This window comes from Sorangium sp. So ce1036, from assembly GCF_051369805.1.
GTDB classification, from domain to species: Bacteria; Myxococcota_A; Polyangia; order Polyangiales; family Polyangiaceae; genus Sorangium; species Sorangium cellulosum_F.
On record NZ_JBBMOX010000001.1, the window covers coordinates 4401383 to 4421627 of the forward strand.

Sequence of the window (20245 nt, forward strand, 5' to 3'; positions counted from 1 at the left end):
CCACCCGCAGGTCGATGGAGCCGGAGCCGCCGAGCGCTCCCCGCGGCGCCGCTGCCCGGCGGGTGGCGGCCGCGTGTCAGCCCTCGAAGAACCTCACGACCTCGCCGGAGGTCTTGTTCACCCAGTAGACGCCTGTGTCGTCCGCGGCGATCCCCGTCGGGCCGTCCTGGCCTTCCGCGATCGCCCTCGTCGGGACCTTCTGATCCTTGTGGATCTGATAGACGACCCCCTCTTCCGCGTCGGTGACGTAGAGGTACTCTCCGTGGGCGGCGATCCCGGCAGGGCGCGCCAGGCCACCGCGGAGGACCACCGGCTCGGCCGTCGCGGGCGACGGGCTTCGCGGAGATCGCAGGACGCTGTCCTCGGTGAGCCAGTACAGGTTGACGTCGTCCATCACGAGCAAGCCTGGCTGAGCACCAGCGCGCTCGACGTGGACCGTTATCGTATCTGGATCCGCCTCGCTCGGATCCGTGACGGCGAGCCTCCCGAGGGCGCTGTCGGTCCAGTAGACGCGCGCACCATCCGTCGCGACGCCGGTGGGATCTCCGTTCGTCTCCAGCGACACCCCTTTGCCGTCGCTGTCCTCGTCCTCCTTGGGTACCCAGGTGACGCGGTCGGCGGTGGGGCGCGCGCCGTAGACCCGCGTGGCGTCCACCGCGATCGTCTCTGCCTTGCCGCAGCCTCCCCAGAGGCTCGGCGCGTAGGTCGCCGGAAATGGCTCTTGCTTCGACAATCGCCGCAGCTTGTCGCGCTCGATGTTGGTGTCCGCGCAGCCCCTGGGCAGGTCGTTGTCGGTGAGCGACCAGTAGATGTGCGTCGCGTCCAGCGCGAGGGCGTAAGGCGCCTCGCCAGAGGGCGCGAGCAGGTCGATGATCTCCCTCTCGTCCTTGATCTGCTTCCGGAGCGAGCCGCCCGTGTGGTCGCCCCGGGTGCCGTCGTTGCCCAGGTTGGTCCAGTAGACCGCCTCCTCGTCGAGCGCGATCGCGTGGGGCTGCGTCTGGTTCGCCGCGATGACGATCAGGGGAATCACCTCGCGATCCTCGATCCCCGCGATCTCGCCGCAGCCGTGGAGACACGGCGCGAGCGCGGCGAGCGCGAGCGTCACGGCGGTCGTCGCTGAGCTTCGCATCACCATCGGCCTCCGAGCGTCAAGCGCCCCCCGTCCGAGGCGACGCTGGGCGCGACCCAGATCGGCTGTCCCGCGACGGCGCGCTCCGCCGACGGGGACACCAGCACCATCACGACGCCGGCCCCGAGGCACAGGAGCCCGGCGCCCACCGCGATGTTCGAGACCATCGCGCTCGTCCGGGCGTCGTCGTTGTTGGCCACATCCGCCGGGCTGCAGCCGAAGTTGCCGCTGCAGCCTTCCTCGACCTCCCCGGCCTTCTGCATCGCCATGACCCCGAACACCGATCCCACGCCGATGCCCGCCAGCCCGACGCCGCCGGCGACGAAGCCCAGCGTGCGCATCGAGTTGCCCGTCGCTTCGACCCCCGGGCGCGCCGGCGGCGGGCGCGGCGGGGGAGGGGACGCCGGCCTCGCCTCGGCGGGCGCGGGGGCGTTCGCGAGCGCGGGGATGGTCACCTGCTTCGCGCTCGGCCCCGGATCGAGCGTCACCCGCATCTGCCAGGGCTGCTTGCCCGGCGCCCTCGCCTCGATGGTCGCCTCGCCCGGGTCGACCGGGATGCCCGAGCCGGTGGCCGCGGCCGCGCTGAGCTCGTTGCCGTTCAGCGTGATCACCATCCCCGGCGTCGCGTCCGCCACCTCGAGGACGAGGCGCGTCAGGCGGGCTTCCAAGTCGGCCGCGCGCTTGGCCGCGAACTCGGCGCGATCCTGCTGCCCGAGGCTCGCCGCCAGCGACGAGCCCTCCTTGAACTCGGCCCACGCGCTGGCCGTCTTGCCTTCCTTCTCGTGGCAGACGGCGAGGTTCAGCAGCGTCCCGACGGTGGGATCCACGCGCTGGCTCTCGGCGAGCTTGGCGCACGCCTCCTGGAGCCTGCCCTCGTCCATGAGCCGCTTGCCGTCCTGGAACAGCCCCTCGGCCAGGGCCTTGTCCGCCGCGGTGGGCTCGGCCCGCAGCGGCGCGGACAGGCTCATCCCAAAGAGCAGCGTGAGCAACCATGCACCCGTGTGTCGCGGTCGTGATGATCTCAATGGCGGTTCCTCAGCATATCGTCCTCGCTCATCGATCTCTGCGGCCTTGGCGCCGGCGCGGGCCTGAGCGGCGCCCCGGAGGAGGAGGCCCTCGGCGGTGAGGAGGCGGCGGTGCCCCCCGGGGCCGCGGACGGCGCGGGCCCCGGCGGCGTCGACGAGGCCGCGGACGGCGCGGGCCCCGGCGGCGTCGACGAGGCCGCGGACGGCGCGGGCCCCGGCGTCGTCGACGAGGCCGCGGACGGCGCGGGCCCCGGCGCCGCCGGGCTCGCCGCTTCGGCGGTCCCGGGGACGGCAGACGGCGCGCTCGGCGACGCGGCGCCGAGCGGCGCGCCGGAGCTCACGGCGCTCGGGCTCGCGCGCTCGGGCTCGCGCGCCGCCACAGGGCCCGACGTGTCCGGCGCCCCGCGGGGACCCGCGATCAGCCACACGGCCGCGGTGACCACGCCGGCCAGCACGCACGTCACGCCGGCGGCCACGAGCAGCCTGCGGCGTGACCTTCCGCGGAGGTTCGTGCGGGTCCACGAGGCGCCGGACAGGCTGTCGCTCTCCTCGGCGCCCTTCGCGTTGAGCAGCGTCTGTCCCGCCGGAGACGCCGCGCCGATCGCGCTCTGGATGCGCGACGTCGACAGCTTCGCGAAGCTCGACCCGAGCGGCTCGAGGGCCTGCGCGAGCTTGCCGACGTTGGCGTACCGGGCGTTCACGTCGCGCTCCAGGCAGCGGGCGACGATCCGCTCCAGCGTGGCAGGCGCGTCGCTGCGCTTGTCGCGCAGCCGCGGCACCGGCTGGTGCAGGATGTTCGCCATCACCGCCGCGACCGTCTCTCCCTGGAACGGCGGCTCGCCGGTCACGAGCGTGTACAGCAGCACGCCGAACGACCAGACGTCGGCGCGCCCGTCGACGCTCCTCGGCGTCATCATCTGCTCGGGCGACATGTACCCGGGCGAGCCCATCACCTGCTTCGTCGACGTGAGCCCCGGCTCCGCGGGCGAGTCGAGGCCTTGCCCCTTCGAGATGCCGAAATCGAGGACCTTGATGCGCCGTGTCCCGTCCGCGTGCTCGGCGAGGAACAGATTCGAAGGCTTGATGTCCCGGTGCACGACGCCGGCCGCGTGCGCCTCGGCCACGGCCTCGAGCGCCTGGAGCACGTAGTCGACCGCATCCTGGACGGGCAGCGGGCCGCGCGTGTCGATGACCTGCTGGAGGTCGAGCCCGCTCAGGAACTCCATCACCATGAACGGCACGCCGCCCTCGGTGGTGCCCACGTCGAACACGCGCGCGACGTGCTCGCCCTGGAGGCGCGCCGCGGTGCGCGCCTCCCGCAGGAAGCGCGCCACGGCCTCCTGGTTCGCGAGGGCGTCCTGGCGCAGGATCTTGATGGCGACCTGCTGATCGAGATCCTCGTTGCGCGCCGCGAGCACGACGCCCATCCCGCCGATGGCCATGACCCGCTCGACGCGGTACTTGGCCGCGATGAGCTCTCCGGGCTGGGCCAGCGGTGCGAGGAGCTGCGCGGTGCGGTCGGGGGTCACGGCTGGCGGTCAAGCCTACATGAACGGGCTCATTTTTCCGAGAGCCCCGCGAGGCCGACCGCCCTTTGTCGCGCGCGCGCTGCTCCCGGCGCGGCGTGCGCGCCGGCCCACACGTTCGGCGCGAACGCTGCGGCCGCGCCGCCGCGCGGTGCTCCGCCCTGCTCGGCGCGCGGGGCGCCCCGCTCGACGCGCGGAGAGCCCCGCTCGGCGCGCGGGAAGAGGCCGTGCCGGCCCGCCGCCCGGAGCTCGTCGAGCCCGGCCTGCATCACGGCGACGATCCGCTCGAACGCGCGCTCCACCTGGACGGGGTCGTCGGCCGCGCCCCTCGGCAGCCCGAGGTGCAGCGGGCGGAGCATGCGCGTGTGGATCTTCACAGGCAGCGGCACGTGGGGGATCGGGACGCCGACGATGAGCCCCCATGGCAGCGCGAGGCCGAGCGGCGCGACGTTCGAGCGCGCGAGGCGGGGCAAGCCGAGCCACTCGGCGAGCCGGCGCCCGTCGGTGGCGATGTAGAGCGACTGGTGCGCGCCCACGCTCACGATCGGCACGATCGGCACGCCCTCGCGGATCGCGAGCCGGACGAAGCCGCGGCGTTGGCCGAAGCGGATCGTGTACTGCGCCGAGGTGGGCTTGCACGCATCGAGATCGCCGCCTGGGAAGACCAGCAGCGCCGCGCCCCGGGCGAGCGCTCGCCGGGCGTTCTCCGGGCACGCGGCGATGGCGCCGCTGGCGTTGAGCCAGGCGCCGGCCTTCGGGACGTTGAACGGGAGGTCGTGCATCAGCCCATAGGCCGGGCGAGAGGTCCCGTAACGCCGCCAGAACGCCGTCATGTGGCAGTACATATCCGGCATTCCGGTCATCGCGTTGTGATTGCCGATGGCGAGGAAGGGGCCATCGGGCAGCTCCTCTTCGAGCTCGGTCTCGCAGCGGCAGTAGTCGTCGTAGAGGAGGCCGAGCAGCGGGAGCACCCGGGCGATGAACGCCGGATCGCGCGCGTCGAGGTCGTTCGGCCGGACGCGCTCGCGACCCTTCTCGCGGAACGCGGCGATCGCGTCCTTCACGAGGTCGAGGTCTGGGCGCGGCTCTCTCGGTAGGATCAGCACCGGTCCCGGTGCCCTAGCGTGCGACGCGACCGAGGGGAAGCGGTATTCCCGCGCGCGCCCGCCTGCGGAACGAGCGCCATCCGCCGGCGGAACGCTCGCCGCCCGCCTCCGGAACGAGCGCCGCCCTAGAAGCGGACCTTGCACCGCAAGATCGCGCTCGGATCGACACGCGCGGCCGTGAGGCGGCTCGCGCGCGCATCGACGCGCAGCCGGACCGCCACCGTGCCCGCGAGCGTGCGCCTCGCCAGGTCGCCCGCGAGCAGCCCGACGACGCCGGCGAGGTGCGCCTGCGCGGCAGAGCCGGCCAGGAGCGAGCACGGGATGGAACCGGACAGATCCATCGCGATCGAGGCGTCCGCCCCGTCGCGCTGGATCGTGCCCGTTCCTCCGAGCTTCAGCGCGCCGGCGGCGACCTCCACGCGGCTGAGCGCGACGCGCTGGCGGTCCGCCGAGAGGTGCGCGTCCGCCTTGAGGACCGTGGTGTCGCCGAACAGGAGCCCGTCGAGCTCCCTGGGGTGGGGGAGCGTGAAGCCCTTCACCGTGAGCGCGATCGGGCCCTCGATCGGCGCCTCCGACAGGGCCGTCCGGGCCGCGCCGTCCGCGAGCCGCAGATCGAGCGTGCCGGAGACGATCATCCGCGACGCGCCGACGTCGACGCCGAGCAGCGCGGCGACCGAGGTGAGCGGCGTCGGCGCGATCTCGATCGCGGCGCCCGGCGACGGGCGCGGCCGGAGCTCGGCCCGGAGCGGCGCGGTGGCCACCTCCTCGCCGCCGAGGCCCACGGAGACGGAGGCCGCGCCGATCGACCAGGCGACGTCGGTGCGCGCGATCTCCTTGTCGGCGACCAGCACGCGCGCCTGCCTCAGGACGCCGCGCTCCGGCCGCAGCGCGCCGGGCGGCGCGGCGGCGCCCGCGCCGCGCTGGAGGGACGCGCCCTCGAGCGCGAACGCATCCGGCGCCCCGTCGCGATCCCGGAAGCCCACGCGGACGCTGCCCGCGGCGAGCGGCAGCGCGGCCGCGCGCGCGCCGTACCGCGCCGCCCACGCCGGCAGGCCCTCCAGGGCGTCGGTCCCGACCAGGGCGAGCTCGACGCGCTCCGCCGCGATCCGCGCAGGCGAGAGCCCGCGCAGCTCGATCGTCGCGCGCGCGAGCGTACCCGAGAGCCCGCGCACCCCGAGCAGCGAGAAGCGCGCGCCGCGCAGGCGGATCGCGCGCAGGCCGAGCTCGACCTCGCCCGGATCGAGCGCGATGCCGCGCGCGCGGGCCTCGGCGATGATCTCCCGCCGGATCGCGGGCGGCGCCAGCACGAGCACCGCGGCGGCGGCGACGCCGACCACGGCGACCAAGAGCGCCGCGATCACCGCGCGACGGTGCCGCTTGCCGCGGCGCGCGCCGCCGCCCTGGGGCTCGCCGGGCGGCGCCTCCGCGCCGGGAGCAGGGGGTGGACGGGAGGAGGGTACCACGATTGAAATCCTGTAGCGTCGTTCGGGCGCCTTCGCGAGCGCTTCGCGCCGCGCGGCGCTCCACCACCGGCGCACTTGCGCCCTTCCCCCCGCCCGCGCTACGGGTCAGGGGCGACCCGTTCCGCGGAGCCGGACATGAAGATCACCATCATCGCGAGCGGGAGCGGGGGCAACGCCACGCTGTTCGCCTCCCGCGGCACGAGGATCCTCGTGGACGCGGGCGTCGGGCCCCGGGTGCTGGAGCAGTGCCTCACGGCCGCGGCCGCGGGCGGCGAGCCCGGCTGGGCGCCCGACGCGATCGTCATCACGCACGCGCACGCGGATCATGTCGGCGCGGCGGCCCGGTACAACAAGAAGCTCAAGATCCCGATCTACGCCTCGGAGGCGACCGCGCGCGCCGCGGCGCTCGGCGACCCGGCGCGCGTCCGGGTCTTCTCGCCGCGCGAGCCGTTCGAGATCGGCGCGCTCACCGTCTCGCCGCGGCCGCTGCCGCACGACGCGGCGCAGGTCGCGCTCGTCGTGGGGGACGGCGCGCGGCGGGCCGCGCTCGTGACGGATCTCGGGGAGGTCCCGCCGGGGCTCCTGGAGCACGTCGCCGGCTGCGACGTGCTGCTGCTCGAGTCGAACCACGACGCGGACATGCTCGCGGGCGGCCCGTACCCGCAGCACCTCAAGCGCAGGATCTCCTCGTCGCGAGGCCACCTGTCGAACGCGCAGGCGTGCGCGCTGCTCGCGGCGCTGCCCGGCGGCACGCACACGGTCGCGCTGATGCACCTCTCGGAGATCAACAATCGCCCGGAGCTCGCGCTCGAGGCCGCCCGCGACGCCCTCTCGGGCCGGCGGACGCGCCTGCTCGCCGCGCCGCCGCGCGGGCCGCTCGTCCTCGACGCCGCGCCGCCGGCGGGGCCGCCGCCCGGCCTGGCGCGCGCCTCGGTCGGCGCGCTGGCCCCCGCGCGCCAGCTCGACCTCTTCCGCGGCATGTAGCGCCGCGGCGACGCCGGCGCGCCGCGGCGGCGGCGCGCGGCTCACGCGCCGCGGCGACGCCGGCGCGCCGCGGCGGCGGCGGCGGCGCGCGGCTCACGCGCCCGCGCGAGCGTCAGATCCCCTCGAGCCGGACCTTCTGGCCCGCGACGACGCCGTGGCGCCGCGCCCAGCCGGCGTTCAGCTCGAGCACGTACGTGGAAGGGCATCCGACCTGAAAGGTCGAGTCGTTGAGCGTCGGCGTGTTCTCCTGGATACCGACGATCGTGCCGTCGCGGTCGATGAACAGCATGTCGAGCGAGATGCAGGTGTTGTGCATCCAGAACGCGTGGTTGCGCCGCTGCTCGAAGACGAAGATCATCCCGCGGTCCTCCGGCATGCTCTTGCGGTACATGAGCCCGCGGGCGCGCTCTTCCTCCTTCCTCGCGACCTCGACCAGCACGTCGGGCGCCCTGGCATCGAGGAAGATCACCTTGCCGGTCGCGAGCTGGAAGGGGCCGGTCGGGTCGTCGGGGCACGCCGGATCCGGGCCGGCGTGCGTCGGCGGCGGTCGTTCGGGCGTCGTCGGCGTCGCGTGAATGCAGCGGCCAGCGCCCGTCCCCGTCGAGGCGGGGGGCGCGGGGTCGCGGGCGGGCCCGTCGACCCGATCGGCGCGGGGCGCGAGCGGCGCCGGCTCATCGACCCTGCGCTCGCACGCGCCCGCGGCGATCCCGAACATCAACACGGCCAGGGCCGGCGCGAGCGGGGCGGGCAGGGCAGGGGAGAACGGGCGGATCGCGAGGGCGCAGCGCGAGCTCATGCCGCTTCCCTACCACGGCGAGGCTCCTCCTTGACCGCCGGACCGCGACGCGCAAATCGTTGCCCGATGATTGCCAGAGCCCTCGCCACTCAGTCCATCCCCGCCCTCGCCGCGCTGGCGCTCCTCGCCGGATGCTCGAAGACCCCGGAGCCGACGGCCGAAGAGTCGCCGAAGGCGAAGACGACGCCCGCGTCGACGCAGGCGCGCGCGTCGCAGGCCGACGGCAAGGGGGAGAAGGACAAGGCGCGCGCTCAGCCGCAGCGGCGCAAGGTCGCCGCGAAGCCGGTCGCCGAGGTCAAGCCCAGCGAGGACGACCCGCTCAAGGGCAAGTGGACGCTCGAGGACGCCACGAAGGGGCTGCCGCCGGGCGAGACGCTGACCGCGTCCATCGAGACCGATCTCGGCGCGCTGTCCTGCACGCTGTTCCACGACAAGGCGCCGATCACGGTGGCCAACTTCGTCGGCCTGGCGCGAGGGATCAGGCCCTGGAAGACGCCGGAAGGGAAATGGGAGAAGAAGCCCGCCTACGACGGGACGATCTTCCACCGGATCATCAAGGGGTTCATGATCCAGGGCGGCGACGCCAAGAAGAACGGCACCGGAGAGGCCGGCTACGTGATCCCCGACGAGGTCTGGGAGGACGGCAGCCACGACCGCGCGGGCCTCCTGTGCATGGCGAACCGCGGCAAGAACACCAACTCGGCGCAGTTCTTCATCACCGACGCGCCCGCGTTCCACCTCGACGGCGGCTACACGATCTTCGGCGAGTGCGGGCCCGAGGAGCTCGTCCACAAGCTGGCGAGCGTCGAGGTCAAGGGCGAGCGCCCCGTCAACCCGCCCGTCATCAAGAAGGTGACGATCACACGGAAGTGAGCGCGGCGCCGCGCGGGCCGCGGGCGCCCGCCGCGGCGCCGGCGCCTGCGGCGCGGTGAGCGCCCCGGCGCCGGGCGGGCCCGAGCCTCGGTGGGGTGGACGATCACGGCTGAGGGCAATCGTTCTCCTCGCCGGGCGTCGGGCTCGCCAAGACGAAGCTGACGTCGAGCCACTCGCTCGTCTCGTCATGGCCGCTGAGGCCGTTGCCCTCGGTCAGGAGCTCGCCGAACTCGACATCGCTGCAGCGCGCGATGCTCTCCCGGTCGCCGGCGGTGTGGGCCGGCCGCTGGCTCTGGCGCGCGGTATCCGCGACATAGTCCGCCTTCCCTGTCTTGTCCGCGCGCGCCGACGCCCCCGCGGCCTCGCCCCAGGTGACATAATCGACGTCCTTGAGCGAGCTGCCCACGGTGCCATCCCACTCGAAGAGCACCACCATCTCCGCGTCGTTGGTGAACAGCGCGCCGGCCTGCGCGCCGAGCGAGCCGTTCTCGGGCGCGACCATGGGCGTCACATCCTCACCCCCGCAGGGGATGGGCGACTCGTCAAGGGCGAAGTCGGCGCACCGACCGTACTCGAGCTCGAAGTCCTCGTCGCTCGCGAGCACGAGGTACGCCCCCGCCGCAATGGTCGTTCCGGCGGGGAACTGGACCAGGAAGTCCGTACCCGCGGTGCCGGCCGGCATCCAGGTGCTGCCCTCAGTGAGGGCATAATATACGGAGTTGTCCGAAAGGTAGTAATTGCTGAGGTCGACGTCGGTCTCGGTCGGGTTCCAGATCTCGATGAACTCGGCCGCGCCGGGCGCGACGACGATCTCGGAGATCAGCAGGTGGCCGGCGGGCTCCCCGGCGACCTCGCCGCCTCCGCTGCCCCCCTCGCCGCCGCCGCCGCCGCCCTCGCCACCGCCGCCCTCGCCGCCGCCGCCGCTGCCGCCCTCGCCGCCGCCGCCGCCCTCGCCGCCGCCGCTGCCCCCGCTCCCGGTGGTGGTCGTGGTGGTGGTGTCTGCTCCGCCTTCTCCGGTCGAGTCGTCACCACCGCAAGCTACGAGCTGGGCGAGCGCGAAGGGGAAAGCCGCGAGGAGCGCGATGCTGAGGAGGTTGCGTGTTTGCATTATTGAGAGATACACCAGAGTGCCGGCCAACAGGCAAGTGGGATTGCAGTCCAGGGGCAAGAATCCACCTCTTGCGGTTGCGTCCAGAGGGTGCTGGCGTCGCCAAATGCGTGGCAGGTGCGCGAGGAATCGATAGCATGGGCGCCATGCTTCGGCGCTCCTCGCTCCTCCTGACGCTCCTCTGCGTGCCGCTCCCCGGGCTGGGCCTCGCCGTGGGGTGTGGCCAGACAGTCATCGTGGACGATCCGTCCGTCGGCGGCACCGGCGGCGAGGCCGGCTCGCCCCGCGGGCCGGACGGCTGGGGCGGAGGCGGCGCGGACGTCGGCGAGGACCCGCTTGACGAGTACATCGATCCCGGCTGTCCCGACGCGGGGCCGCCGATCACCGATTTCCAGTGCGATCCCTACGATCAGGCGAGCGGCTCCTGCGGCCCCGGAGAGGGGTGCTTCATCTACGTGCAGTATCCGCGTGAGCCGTGCGGGCAGGAGATCTACGGCGCCTACTGCGCGCGGGCCGGCTCCGGCGGGCAGGGCGATCCGTGCGGCGGCGGCGAGGGGTGCGGCGCCGGGTTCACCTGCGTGGTGACCGGCGCGGGCACGCAGTGCGTCGAGCTCTGCCCGCTCGACGGCGACGACAGCTGCGATCCGGGGTTCGTGTGCGAGCCGATCGACGTCCAGGGGATCGGCGGATGCCTGTGACCCGGACCATGGCGCGGCGTGCGCATCGAACGGCAGCGCTGGCGCTCCTTGTGCTCGGCATCGCCGGGCTCGGCGGGGCGCTCTCGGGCGGGTGCGGGGCGCGGACCGGGCTGACCATCCCGCCGCCCGCGCCGGAGTGCGAGGTGGACGCCGACTGCCCCGGCGCCGACGACCTCTGCAAGCCGGTGATCTGCCAGCTCTTCGAGCCGGACCGGGCCGAGGGCGGCGCGGCGCCCGACGGGAGCGCCGCGGCCGGCGGGGGCGCGCGGCGCGGCGGCACGTGCGTCAGCCTGGAGCCCGTCGACTGCGACGACGGCGACCCGTGCACCCGCGACACGTGCGAGAGCGCGACGGGGACGTGCAGCTACGGGCCGTCGACGCTCGACCTCGACGGGGACGGCCACCGCGCGGCGCTGCCCGGCGCGCGCCCCGGCGAGCCGCTCTCGTGCGGCGACGACTGCGACGACTCGAGCGCCGCGGCTTTCCCTGGCGCGGTCGAGATCTGCGACGGCGTCGACAACGACTGCGACGGCACGATCGACAACGGCGCGCGCTTCGCGCCGCGCGACGCGGACGCGACGCGCATCTCGGGCGACATCGCGCCGGCCGGCGCCGGCGGCCTCGCCTGGAGCGGCGCCTCCTACGCGGCGATCTACTCCGGGACCACGCAGGGCTTCAGCGTGTATCGCTCGCTGCTCGGCGAGGGCGGGCAGCCGCTCCCGCCCGGCGAGCAGGTCATCACGCCGCGGAACGGCGACGCCGCCGGCGGGCCCATCGTGTGGGTCGGCGATCGGTACGGCGTCGCCTGGCAGGACCGGCGCGACGGCGACTACGAGGTCTACTTCTCTCTGCTCGATGAGGACGGCCAGAAGGTCGAGGGCGGCGATCGGCGCATCTCGAGCGCGCCCGGCTTCTCGGTCAACGTGGCGCTCACGTGGAACGGCACGGAGTTCATCCCCGTCTGGCAGGACGAGCGCAACGGCCTCTTCGACCTGTACGCCCAGCGCATCGACGTCGACGGCAACCTGATCGGCGACAACGTGCAGCTCACCGACTCGTCGAACGGCTTCGGCAACGAGGCGCCCGCCGCCGCGGCGGGGCGGAGCGGCATCGGCGTCGCGTGGGCCACGGGCGACGCGGCCACGCACTTCATCAAGTTCCAGACGTTCACCGCCGAGCTCGATCCGCGGTCGCCGGTCATCACGCTGACGACCGGCGACACCGACGCGGTCTACCCGACGGTGGTCTGGAACGGGGATCGCTACGTCGTCGCGTGGTTCGACAAGTCCGCGAGCCCCAAGGGCATCTACGGGGCGGCGATCTCGGAGGACGGCGAGGTGCTCACGCCGCCCACGCCCATCTCCGACCCGGGCCCGTTCCGCTCGAGGTACCCGTACCTGCGCCCGCTCGGCGACCGGCTGCTCGCGATCTACTCGGACGATCGCGACCAGAACGACGGCTACGAGCTCTACGCGGTCATGCTGAACGCGGAGCTCGCCCGGATCAGCGCCGAGCAGCGGCTCACCTTCGCCGCTCGCGACAGCATCTACCCGGTCGCCGCGTTCGGACCGGACGGCGACGTCGGCATCCTCTTCCGCGACGATCGCGAGGGCGGCGAGCACCACGTCTTCTTCACCCGGCTCGCCTGCACGGCGGGCGACTGACGGGCTCACCGCGGCGGCGCGGGGGGCGCCCGGCCGCGGGCGCTCCGGCCGCCGCGCCCGGCCGCGGGCGCTCCGGCCGCGGGCGCTCCGCGGCGCGGGTCGAGCGCGGCGCGCCGTCGGGCCAGCGCCTCGAGCTCGCGCCGCGCCCGGCCAGGGCTCAGCCGCGGGTCGGCTGGCGGCGCAGGCGGAAGGGGCCGGCGCGGTGGACCTTGCCGGGGAGCGGGCGGCCGATGACCTGCTCGGCGATGTTGCCCGCCTCGATCAGCCGGTCGAGGTCGACGCCGGTCTGGATGCCCATCCCGTGGAGCATGAACACGAGGTCCTCGGTGGCCATGTTGCCGGCCGCGCCCGGCGCGTAGGGGCAGCCGCCCACGCCCGCGACCGACGCGTCGAAATCGCGGACCCCGAGCTCCAGCCCGATCAGGATGTTGGCGAGCGCCGTGCCCCGCGTATCGTGCAGGTGGAGCGCGAACCGCTCGGGCGGCATCGCGTCGAGGAAGCGGCGGACGATGTCGTGCGTCTGCCTCGGCGTGCCGACGCCGATCGTGTCGCCGAGCGAGACCTGGTAGCACCCGAGCGCGAGGAGCCGCTCCGCGATGCGCACGACCCGGGCCGGATCGACGTCGCCCTCGTACGGGCAGCCCCACACCGTCGAGATGTAGGCGCGGACGGCGAGGCCCGCCTCGCGCGCCGGCGGGACGATCTCCGAGAACACGGAGAGCGTGTCGTCGATCGACTTGTTGACGTTGGCGCGGTTGTGCGCCTCGCTCGCGCTCAGGAAGACGGCGATCTCGCGCAGGCCCGCCGCGAGCGCCCGCTCGAGGCCGCGCGCGTTCGGGCACAGGGCGCTGAAGGTCACGCCCTCCTCGGGCGCGAGCGTCCGCGCGAGCTCCTCGGCGTCGGCGAGCTGGGGGACCCATTTCGGCGAGACGAAGCTCGTGATCTCGATCCGCCGGAGGCCGGCGCGGACGAGCGCCGCGATGAGCCGCCGCTTGCCCTCGAGCGGGATCATCGCCGCCTCGTTCTGCAGCCCGTCGCGAGGGCTCACCTCGTAGATCGAGACCGCGTCGGCGACCCGCGCGAAGAGGGGCGGGTGGGCGGGGGCGCGATCCGCGGCGGGGCGCCCGGCGGTGACCTCGGTCATCGGCTGACCCTCCACGCCGGAGCCGGGCACGGTCAACCGCTCACCATGCGGAGCTGCCGGGCCGGCGCGGTCGGCGTGAACGGGATCGGATAGCTCCCCGAGAAGCACGCGTGGCAGTAGCTGTCCGCCGACGGCCGCGCCGAGGCGGCGTCTCCCTCCCGCACCTCGATCGCGCGCACGCTCTCGACCAGCCCCTCCAGCGACAGGTAGCCGAGGCTGTCGGCCGTCAGGTAGCTCCGGATCTCGTCGACCGAGTGCGTCGAGGCGATGAGCTCCGAGCGCGTCGGCGTGTCGATGCCGTAGTAGCAGGGCCAGCGCGTGGGCGGGCTCGAGATGCGGACGTGCACCTCGCGGGCGCCGGCGTCGCGGATCATCTTGACGATCTTGCGGCTCGTCGTGCCGCGGACGATCGAGTCGTCGACGACGACGACGCGCTTGCCCTCGATCGCCGCCCGGTTCGGGTTGAGCTTGAGCCGGACGCCGAAGTGCCGGATGGACTGCTGCGGCTCGATGAACGTGCGGCCCACGTAGTGGCTGCGGATGAGCCCCATCTCGAACGGCGCGCGCGCGCGATCGGCGAAGCCGATCGCCGCCGGCACGCCGGAGTCGGGCACGGGGATCACGACGAGGTCGCCGTCCCCCGGCTCGACGGGCTGCTCCGCGGCGAGCCGCCGGCCGAACGCCTTGCGCACCTCGTAGACGCTCACCCCCTGGATGGTCGAGTCGGGGCGCGCGAAGTAGACGTGCTCGAAGATGCAGAGCTTGCGCGACTCCGGCGCGAAGGGGAACTCGGAGCGGATCCCGTCCGCGCTGATGATCAGCATCTCGCCTGGGGCGATGTCGCGCACCTTGCGCGCGCCGATGAGGTCGAACGCCGTCGGCTCGCTCGCGACCACGCGGGCCGTGCCGCTCGCGCTCGGCACCTCGCCGAGGCAGAGCGGCCGGATGGCGCGCGGATCGCGCACCGCGATGAGCTCGCGCTCGGTCAGGAAGAGCAGCGAGTAGGCGCCCTCGACCTGCTGGAGCGCCTCGGCGATGCGGTCGCGCAGCTGCTCCTTCTTGCTCATCGCGATGAGGTGGACGATCGACTCGGTGTCGCTCGCGGTCTGGAAGATCGAGCCGCGCGCCTCGAGGCGCTCGCGCAGGATCTCATGGTTCGTGAGGTTGCCGTTGTGCGCGACCGCCAGCGAGCCGCGCGCGTAGTCGACGCCGAGCGGCTGCGCGTTCCTGAGGTGCGAGCCGCCCGCGGTGGAGTAGCGGACGTGGCCGATGGCGCGATCGCCGAGCAGCGTCGCGAGGTCGGCCGGCGAGAAGCCGGACTGTACCCGCCCCATCGAGCGGTGGCCGTAGAGGCGCTCCCCGTCGCTGCTGACGATACCGGCGGACTCCTGCCCTCGATGCTGGAGCGCGTGCAACCCGAGATAGGTCATGTTGGCCGCCTCGGGGTGGCCAAAGATTCCGAACACACCGCACATGCAGCCTATCTAGTACGAAATCGGGGCATGACCCACCGTCATGGCGACCGGTCGCGAACATGAGGCGGACGGGCGCGGGCGCAGGTCGAAGGTGGGCGCTTCTTCGAGGGCGGCGCGCGGGCAGATCCCGGGATGGAATCCTGCCTGACGTGTGTGTTTAATTACAGTTGTCCGGCGGGTGCACCGCGGTATTTCCATGCGGGCTTGCTGCCGGAGTCATTCCACGGGTCACGCGACCCGAGGAACGCTCGCTACTTCGGGATTTTCCAGAGCTTCTCGATGATCTTGGTTTCCATGGCGTCGCCGTGGCACGTGCCGCACTCCATGTCCTCGTTGTTCGCGAGGGCGATCTTGCCGACGTACTCGGCGTCCATGAACTCCTGGAGCGCCTCTTTGTCCTTGCGGTTCAGGACGTGCTCGTCCCCGGCGTGACAGCTGTCACAGAACAGCGGGCCGCCGTCCTCGCTCCGGAGCGGCACCACGAAGTGGCGCCACATCTCGCGCGCGATCTTCATGTCGCGCGTCTCCTTCTTCATGTCCCCTTCGGCATGGCAGCCCTGGCAGTTGTCGAGGCCGAGCGACCTCTGGAGCAGCGGCATCACCTTCTTCTTCTGCGCCAGCGGGAGCTTCTCGAGCGGGGGGATCTTCTTGAGGTTGATCCCGATCTTCTTCAGATCGGCCGCCAGCTTGGTCGCCTGGATCGGCGTCGACTTGGCGGGCCCGTCGTGCCCGTGCCCCTCTGCTCCCGCGCCCTCGGACGACGCGCTCTCACCCGCAGGCTTCGCGCCCTTCGCCGCGGCGGTCTCCTCCGCGCCCGGGCTCGACTCGCCATCGAAATCCGTCTGATCGGCCGCCGTCTCGGGCGGCGGCGTGGCGGAGCCACATGCCCCTGCGAATGCGCCCGTCCAGAGCGCGAGGGCGAGCGCTGCGTGCTTCATCCTGGCTGCCATAGTCCTCCAAGGGATCGTCAATGCCTGAGCAGATCGCCGCTCCCCGCGCAGGAGGCCGCGCCGCGTGGGGCGCGCTTCCGCCACCGTCGGCCGGGCGATCGGGCCCGCACTCTACTCGAATTTGCCTGAGACGGAGAGGAACGTGAGCTTGTTGTTGGTCTCCCGGAGCCGCTGGACCAGCATCCGGACCACGTTCCAGAGGACCTCGTAGGCGAGCTCCTTGTGCAAAAACAGCAGATCCTCGAACGCGTCCTTGGACACGGTGAGCAGCCGGCAGCGCTCGTGGACGCGGGCGTCGGCGGAGCGGGGAGCCTCGTCGAGCAGCGCCATCTCGCCGAACACCGCGCCGGGGCCGAGCACCGCGAGCGCCTCCTCGCCAATCCCGGCGATCTCGCGGCTGATCCGGACCTTGCCCTCGAGGAGGATGTAGAGCTTGTCGCCCGGATCCCCGTGCTGGAAGATCTTGGTGCCCAGCGCGTGGGTCTCCTCGCTCGCGACGCGCGAGATGAGCTCGAGCGCGGCCGGCGTGAGGCCCTGGAAGAGGGGAACCTTCGAGAGCTGCTCGATCCGTTCGGGGACGATCACTGGCCGCCGCGGAGCATAGCCGAGGGAGCGGTCCCGGAGCGAGTTCAAAGGAAGCGCGGCGACGACCTCGCGCAGGACCGGCCGCGTGACCTGGCGAGGACCTACCGCGTGAAGCGCACCGTGATGGGCGGCGTCGTGCCGGTGATCGGGGAGCCGACACGATCCCGTCCGGGCGTGTAACGTTTCCTGAGCGCACACATGCGCGCGGCGCGGCCGAACCCGTGGCCGGGGTCACGGACGACCTTGACCGACAGCGGGCTGCCGTCAGGCCGCACGGTGACCATGAGGACCACGCTGGCCTGGTCGATCTGATCGACGTCGGCCTCCGGCGGGAACGGGCAGTTCCAGTTGCTTCCGCCGAGCAGGCCGGGCGGGGCCGAGCGATCCGGCGCCGCGGGGGCCGGCGGCGGTCTTGGGTCGCCCGTGCCCTTGCCGCCCTGCGTGCCGCCGACCTTGGCGTTCGGGTTGAACGTCGGGGCCTTCGCCGTGCCCGCGCCCGCAACCCGGCCGTAGCCGACGCCCTGGCCCTCGCCGCTCGCGATCCCCTGATCGGTCATGTCGAGGACCTCCTCGGGATCCGCCTCGCGCGTGAGGACCTTCGCCGCCTCGGCGGCGGCGGGGGGCGGCTCGTAGGGGTCCTCCTCCTTCGGCGGCGGGGCGTTCGCGGCGGGGGGAGGCGGCTCCGGCTTGGCGACGGGCTCGGGCTCCGGTTCGGGCTCGGGCTCCGGTTCGGGCTCGGGCTCCGGCGGCTCCTCGGCCTTCGGCGGCGTGAGGTCGACCTCGTAGCTCGCCCAGAGGTGGTCCTGGATGCCGCGGCGCATCTCCTCGACGGCCTGCCGCATGTCGCGCAGCGACCCCGAGACGATGGCCAGGGCCGAGGCCGCGCCGTGGCTCGTGAGCGCCAGCGCGAGCCCGAAGACGGCGCCCGCGCGCGCGGCGCGATCGCCGAGCGCGATCACCGCGGCGAGCGGATCGGCGGCGCGCCGTCCATTGCCGGCGTGGCCCCCCGCCGCCGCGGCGCGCGCGGCCCCGGGCCCGCGGGCTCCTTCCGGGTCGGCGCCGCCGCGCTGGTCGCGACGGCGGCTGTCGTGGAGCGCCCCCGCGGTGCGATCGCTCGTGACCTGGCTCATAGGCTCTCGATCGGCTCCCTCACGGCGCGGGGCTCGGGGTTGCCGGCGGGGCGGCCGCCGGGGGAGGGGCCGCCGGAGAGGCGCCCGGGGCCCGGCCGGTCACCGCGCCGGGCTCGGGCGCGATCGGGGTCACGCCGAACGCGATCTTGGACACGCCCGCCTGCTTGAGCAGGTCGAGCGCGCGGATCACCCGCCCGTGCGGGACCGTCGTGTCGGCGCGGATCACGGCCCGGAGCTCCGGGTTCTTCGCCTGGGCCTCGCGCGCGACCGGCAAGATCGCGTCCTCGCCCGCGAGCTTCTTGCCGTCGGCGAAGGTGTCGCCGTTGGCGTGCAGCTCGAGCCCGAAGACGAGCTGCACCTCCTGCCCCTGCGCCGCCTTCGGCAGGTCGAGGGGGAGCGACTGCGAGACGATGATCTTCGCCGTCACCATGAAGATGATGAGGAGCACGAGCGTGATGTCGACGAGCGGCGTGACGTTGATGCCGCTGATCAACTCGTCATCGTCGTTGCGGCTCGTTGCGGCCATCAGCTCTCCTCCCGGTCCGCGCTGCCCTTCTTGGCGTCGTCCTGCCGCGGCGACCGGGCGGCCTTGCCGCGCGGCTCGGCGGCGACGGCGGCCGGCGCGGCGAACGCGGGATCGATCTTGAGGTGCGCGAGCAGGACCCGCGTGAGCGCCTCGGTGTTGGCCAGCGTCGACTTGATCTTGCGCTGGAAGAAGTTGTTCGCCGCGACCGCCGGGATGGCGACGGCGAGGCCGACCGCGGTCGCGACGAGCGCCTCGGCGATGCTCGACATGACCGCCTGCGGCGCCATCGCCTGCGACGCGGCCTGCGCGACCGGCGTCTGCGCCGCCTGGCCGAGCGCGTCGAAGGCGCCGACGACGCCGATGACCGTGCCGAAGAGCCCGATGAACGGCGCGTTGTTCCCGAGCGTGCCCAGGTAGGCGAGGCGCCGCTCCAGCTTCATGCGCTGGAGCGCCGCGGCGCCGGCCATGGCCTCGTCGGCCGCCTCCGGCCCGTGGTGCGCCACCGCGAGGCCGGCCGTGACGACCGCGGCCTCGGCCGAGGGCGAGGCGTCCATCCGCCTCCTCGCCGCCTCGATCGAGTCCTCGAGGGAGGTCCGGAGATCCCGCGCGAGCACGGTGAGATCGTCGCGGAGCGACCAGAAGAACCAGGCGCGCTCCAGGATGATGGCGACGGAGATGACGCTGAGGCCGATCATGAGCCACATGACCCATTCGGCCCCGAATCCGACCATGATGCGCTGAAGCCACTCGACGAGGTTCATCTTTTCCTTGGTGCCTTTCCCGATGGGGGGGTGGTGGGTGGGAGCCGCGCTTCGAGACGAGCTAGGGTCCGCCGCCGGGCTGCCCTTCTTCGACTGCGTCCTCCTCCACCTCCGGTGCGGGGGCGCCCGGCGCCCCCTCCCTCGTGGAGGGCTGCGGGGCCGAGGCGTCGACGAGCCGAAAGGCTCGCCCAAGGACGGTCGTCGCGTAGCCGCCCTTCGGTAGCACAAACGAGACGACGATTCCCTGCCCTGCGCAGGGCAGGCCCGTGCTCTCGGCGCCCGGCGCGCCCTCGGCGCCCGGCGTGCCCTCGGCTGCGGCGGACACCTCCAGGCTGTCGACCTCCAGCCGGAGCGGGCGCCGCGTGCCCTCCCCGGCGTGGGCGAACGCGTCGAGCCTGCGGGGGTCGCCGATCGCCGCCGTGAGCACCTCGCGCTCCAGCGCGCCCGGGGCGCCCTCGGGCCAGCGCATCTTCCGGCCGAACATCGGGCCCGTCGCCGAGATGGCGAGCGCGGCGGCGCGCGCCTCGGCGTCGGTGAGCTCCGGGCCCTCGAGCGGCACGAGGAAGAGCCCGCCGCTGTCGCGCTTCTTGGCGAGGTCGCCGGGGAGCACGGTGCTCCAGGTGCCGTCCGCCTCGCGGCGCGCGAGCACCTCGTTGAACCAGCGCGACTGCAGCGCCGAGAAGAGCAGCCGCTGCTCGCGCTTGTCGCGGGGCCCGCGCTCGCGGCCCGCGATCCACGCGAGCGCGCGCTCGGGGTTGCCGCCGTTCCTGCCGAACCGCTGCGGCCCGAACGCGTTCGGCACGCCGGCGCGGCGGATCTCGGCGAGGCGGCGCTCGGCGAGCGGGAGCGCGGCCGGGTCGACGCCCCGGAGCGTGATCCGGAACCGGTTGCCGAGGAGGTGCCCCGGCTTGAGCTTGTTGTCGTGGCGGGCGACCGAGAGGATCTCGATCCCGGGCAGCTCGGCCTTCGCGAGCAGCGGCTCCGGATCCCGCCCGAGCGGGAGCTGGATCGACGCGGTCTGCGTGGTGATCGCGTGCCGGTCCTTCATGCCGGCGAAGCCGGCGCCGCCCGGGTCGGACCCGAGCGCGAGCGCGAGCGCGCGCACCGCGTCGGGCGTGTTGCGCCCCGTCTTGCGGAAGGTCACGAACACGTGCTCCCCGCGGCCGCTCGGCGTGTACGCGGGGATCTCCTCGACGACGAAGTCCGCGGGCGAGCTCCGGATGACGGCCGCGGGGAGGTCGAGAGGCGAGCCCGCGGCCATGGAGGCCTCGACGGACGGGGCGGTGGTTCCCATCGGAGCGC

The 20245-nt window shown here is 73.5% G+C and carries 19 protein-coding genes; 4 read left to right on the top strand and 15 right to left on the bottom strand.

Annotated elements, in window-relative coordinates; all coding sequences use genetic code 11:
* Positions 1-76 precede the first annotated feature (76 nt).
* From WMF31_RS16675 to WMF31_RS16695, 5 genes are all read right to left on the bottom strand, one after another.
* On the bottom strand, positions 77-1129 hold the full coding sequence (locus WMF31_RS16675; RefSeq protein WP_436602889.1) for a hypothetical protein: 1053 nt from the start codon (positions 1127-1129) through the stop codon (positions 77-79).
* Positions 1129-2097: a hypothetical protein gene (locus tag WMF31_RS16680; RefSeq protein WP_436602890.1), complete on the bottom strand. Its 969-nt coding sequence runs from the start codon at positions 2095-2097 to the stop codon at positions 1129-1131. Before WMF31_RS16680 ends, WMF31_RS16675 begins: the two co-directional genes overlap by 1 nt.
* Before the next feature lie 53 nt (positions 2098-2150).
* Positions 2151-3683: a protein kinase domain-containing protein gene (locus WMF31_RS16685; RefSeq protein ID WP_436602891.1), complete on the bottom strand. Its 1533-nt coding sequence runs from the start codon at positions 3681-3683 to the stop codon at positions 2151-2153.
* A gap of 29 nt (positions 3684-3712) precedes the next feature.
* Complete coding sequence (locus WMF31_RS16690; RefSeq protein WP_436602892.1) at positions 3713-4786, bottom strand: 1-acyl-sn-glycerol-3-phosphate acyltransferase; 1074 nt, start codon at positions 4784-4786, stop codon at positions 3713-3715.
* 125 nt (positions 4787-4911) lie between these two features.
* Positions 4912-6249 (bottom strand): hypothetical protein, encoded by a 1338-nt coding sequence (locus WMF31_RS16695; RefSeq protein WP_436602893.1) that lies wholly within the window; start codon positions 6247-6249, stop codon positions 4912-4914.
* A 135-nt stretch (positions 6250-6384) separates the two neighbouring features.
* Here WMF31_RS16695 and WMF31_RS16700 point away from each other — a divergent pair, with 135 nt between their 5' ends.
* Complete coding sequence (locus WMF31_RS16700) at positions 6385-7233, top strand: MBL fold metallo-hydrolase (RefSeq protein ID WP_436602894.1); 849 nt, start codon at positions 6385-6387, stop codon at positions 7231-7233.
* Positions 7234-7345: 112 nt separating this feature from the next.
* Here the strand turns inward: WMF31_RS16700 and WMF31_RS16705 are convergent, their stop codons facing one another.
* The gene (locus tag WMF31_RS16705) at positions 7346-8029 is read right to left on the bottom strand and encodes a DUF192 domain-containing protein (protein WP_436602895.1); all 684 of its coding nucleotides are present in this window, start codon (positions 8027-8029) and stop codon (positions 7346-7348) included.
* Positions 8030-8095: 66 nt separating this feature from the next.
* Between WMF31_RS16705 and WMF31_RS16710 the strand changes: the two genes are divergently transcribed.
* A complete protein-coding gene (locus WMF31_RS16710) occupies positions 8096-8902 on the top strand; it encodes a peptidylprolyl isomerase (protein WP_436602896.1) in 807 nt (268 codons plus the stop codon).
* A gap of 103 nt (positions 8903-9005) precedes the next feature.
* Here WMF31_RS16710 and WMF31_RS16715 read toward each other — a convergent pair whose 3' ends face one another.
* Positions 9006-10010, bottom strand: coding sequence for a lamin tail domain-containing protein (locus tag WMF31_RS16715; protein ID WP_436602897.1), 1005 nt, complete (start codon positions 10008-10010; stop codon positions 9006-9008).
* A gap of 146 nt (positions 10011-10156) precedes the next feature.
* Here WMF31_RS16715 and WMF31_RS16720 point away from each other — a divergent pair, with 146 nt between their 5' ends.
* Together WMF31_RS16720 and WMF31_RS16725 are read left to right on the top strand one after the other, a co-directional pair.
* Positions 10157-10708, top strand: a complete 552-nt coding sequence (locus WMF31_RS16720; RefSeq protein ID WP_436602898.1) for a hypothetical protein — start codon at positions 10157-10159, stop codon at positions 10706-10708.
* Positions 10699-12372 carry a MopE-related protein gene (locus tag WMF31_RS16725; protein ID WP_436602899.1) on the top strand — a complete coding sequence of 558 codons (1674 nt, stop codon included), beginning with the start codon at positions 10699-10701 and terminating at the stop codon, positions 12370-12372. Before WMF31_RS16720 ends, WMF31_RS16725 begins: the two co-directional genes overlap by 10 nt.
* A 157-nt stretch (positions 12373-12529) precedes the next feature.
* On the opposite strand, the gene WMF31_RS16730 is transcribed toward WMF31_RS16725, so the two are convergent.
* The 8 genes from WMF31_RS16730 to truD all read right to left on the bottom strand — a co-directional run bounded on the left by WMF31_RS16730 (position 12530) and on the right by truD (position 20237).
* A complete protein-coding gene (locus WMF31_RS16730; RefSeq protein ID WP_436602900.1) occupies positions 12530-13516 on the bottom strand; it encodes a hydroxymethylglutaryl-CoA lyase in 987 nt (328 codons plus the stop codon).
* A gap of 32 nt (positions 13517-13548) precedes the next feature.
* Positions 13549-14991 (bottom strand): amidophosphoribosyltransferase, encoded by a 1443-nt coding sequence (gene purF / locus WMF31_RS16735; RefSeq protein WP_436602901.1) that lies wholly within the window; start codon positions 14989-14991, stop codon positions 13549-13551.
* A gap of 251 nt (positions 14992-15242) precedes the next feature.
* Entirely contained in the window at positions 15243-15929 is a 687-nt protein-coding gene (locus tag WMF31_RS16740) for a hypothetical protein (RefSeq protein ID WP_436602902.1), read from the bottom strand.
* 123 nt (positions 15930-16052) lie between these two features.
* The gene (locus tag WMF31_RS16745; RefSeq protein WP_129348770.1) at positions 16053-16526 is read right to left on the bottom strand and encodes a cyclic nucleotide-binding domain-containing protein; all 474 of its coding nucleotides are present in this window, start codon (positions 16524-16526) and stop codon (positions 16053-16055) included.
* A 101-nt stretch (positions 16527-16627) separates the two neighbouring features.
* Positions 16628-17656 (bottom strand): energy transducer TonB, encoded by a 1029-nt coding sequence (locus WMF31_RS16750; protein WP_129348768.1) that lies wholly within the window; start codon positions 17654-17656, stop codon positions 16628-16630.
* Between the two features lie 19 nt (positions 17657-17675).
* A complete protein-coding gene (locus tag WMF31_RS16755; RefSeq protein WP_129348766.1) occupies positions 17676-18182 on the bottom strand; it encodes an ExbD/TolR family protein in 507 nt (168 codons plus the stop codon).
* Positions 18182-18943: a MotA/TolQ/ExbB proton channel family protein gene (locus tag WMF31_RS16760; RefSeq protein ID WP_129348764.1), complete on the bottom strand. Its 762-nt coding sequence runs from the start codon at positions 18941-18943 to the stop codon at positions 18182-18184. Before WMF31_RS16760 ends, WMF31_RS16755 begins: the two co-directional genes overlap by 1 nt.
* 61 nt (positions 18944-19004) lie before the next feature.
* On the bottom strand, positions 19005-20237 hold the full coding sequence (gene truD, locus WMF31_RS16765; RefSeq protein WP_436602903.1) for a tRNA pseudouridine(13) synthase TruD: 1233 nt from the start codon (positions 20235-20237) through the stop codon (positions 19005-19007).
* Positions 20238-20245: the final 8 nt, after the last annotated feature.

What these genes read in the sequence shown, in the direction of transcription:
- WMF31_RS16675 (WP_436602889.1), bottom strand. Translation starts at nt 1,129, where the DNA reads ATGCGAAGCTCAGCGACGACCGCCGTGACGCTCGCGCTCGCCGCGCTC.
- WMF31_RS16680 (WP_436602890.1), bottom strand. Translation starts at nt 2,097, where the DNA reads ATGAGCCTGTCCGCGCCGCTGCGGGCCGAGCCCACCGCGGCGGACAAG.
- WMF31_RS16700 (WP_436602894.1), top strand. Translation starts at nt 6,385, where the DNA reads ATGAAGATCACCATCATCGCGAGCGGGAGCGGGGGCAACGCCACGCTG.
- WMF31_RS16705 (WP_436602895.1), bottom strand. Translation starts at nt 8,029, where the DNA reads ATGAGCTCGCGCTGCGCCCTCGCGATCCGCCCGTTCTCCCCTGCCCTG.
- WMF31_RS16710 (WP_436602896.1), top strand. Translation starts at nt 8,096, where the DNA reads ATGATTGCCAGAGCCCTCGCCACTCAGTCCATCCCCGCCCTCGCCGCG.
- WMF31_RS16715 (WP_436602897.1), bottom strand. Translation starts at nt 10,010, where the DNA reads ATGCAAACACGCAACCTCCTCAGCATCGCGCTCCTCGCGGCTTTCCCC.
- WMF31_RS16720 (WP_436602898.1), top strand. Translation starts at nt 10,157, where the DNA reads ATGCTTCGGCGCTCCTCGCTCCTCCTGACGCTCCTCTGCGTGCCGCTC.
- WMF31_RS16725 (WP_436602899.1), top strand. Translation starts at nt 10,699, where the DNA reads ATGCCTGTGACCCGGACCATGGCGCGGCGTGCGCATCGAACGGCAGCG.
- WMF31_RS16730 (WP_436602900.1), bottom strand. Translation starts at nt 13,516, where the DNA reads ATGACCGAGGTCACCGCCGGGCGCCCCGCCGCGGATCGCGCCCCCGCC.
- purF (WP_436602901.1), bottom strand. Translation starts at nt 14,991, where the DNA reads ATGTGCGGTGTGTTCGGAATCTTTGGCCACCCCGAGGCGGCCAACATG.
- WMF31_RS16740 (WP_436602902.1), bottom strand. Translation starts at nt 15,929, where the DNA reads ATGAAGCACGCAGCGCTCGCCCTCGCGCTCTGGACGGGCGCATTCGCA.
- WMF31_RS16750 (WP_129348768.1), bottom strand. Translation starts at nt 17,656, where the DNA reads ATGAGCCAGGTCACGAGCGATCGCACCGCGGGGGCGCTCCACGACAGC.
- WMF31_RS16755 (WP_129348766.1), bottom strand. Translation starts at nt 18,182, where the DNA reads ATGGCCGCAACGAGCCGCAACGACGATGACGAGTTGATCAGCGGCATC.
- WMF31_RS16760 (WP_129348764.1), bottom strand. Translation starts at nt 18,943, where the DNA reads ATGAACCTCGTCGAGTGGCTTCAGCGCATCATGGTCGGATTCGGGGCC.
- truD (WP_436602903.1), bottom strand. Translation starts at nt 20,237, where the DNA reads ATGGGAACCACCGCCCCGTCCGTCGAGGCCTCCATGGCCGCGGGCTCG.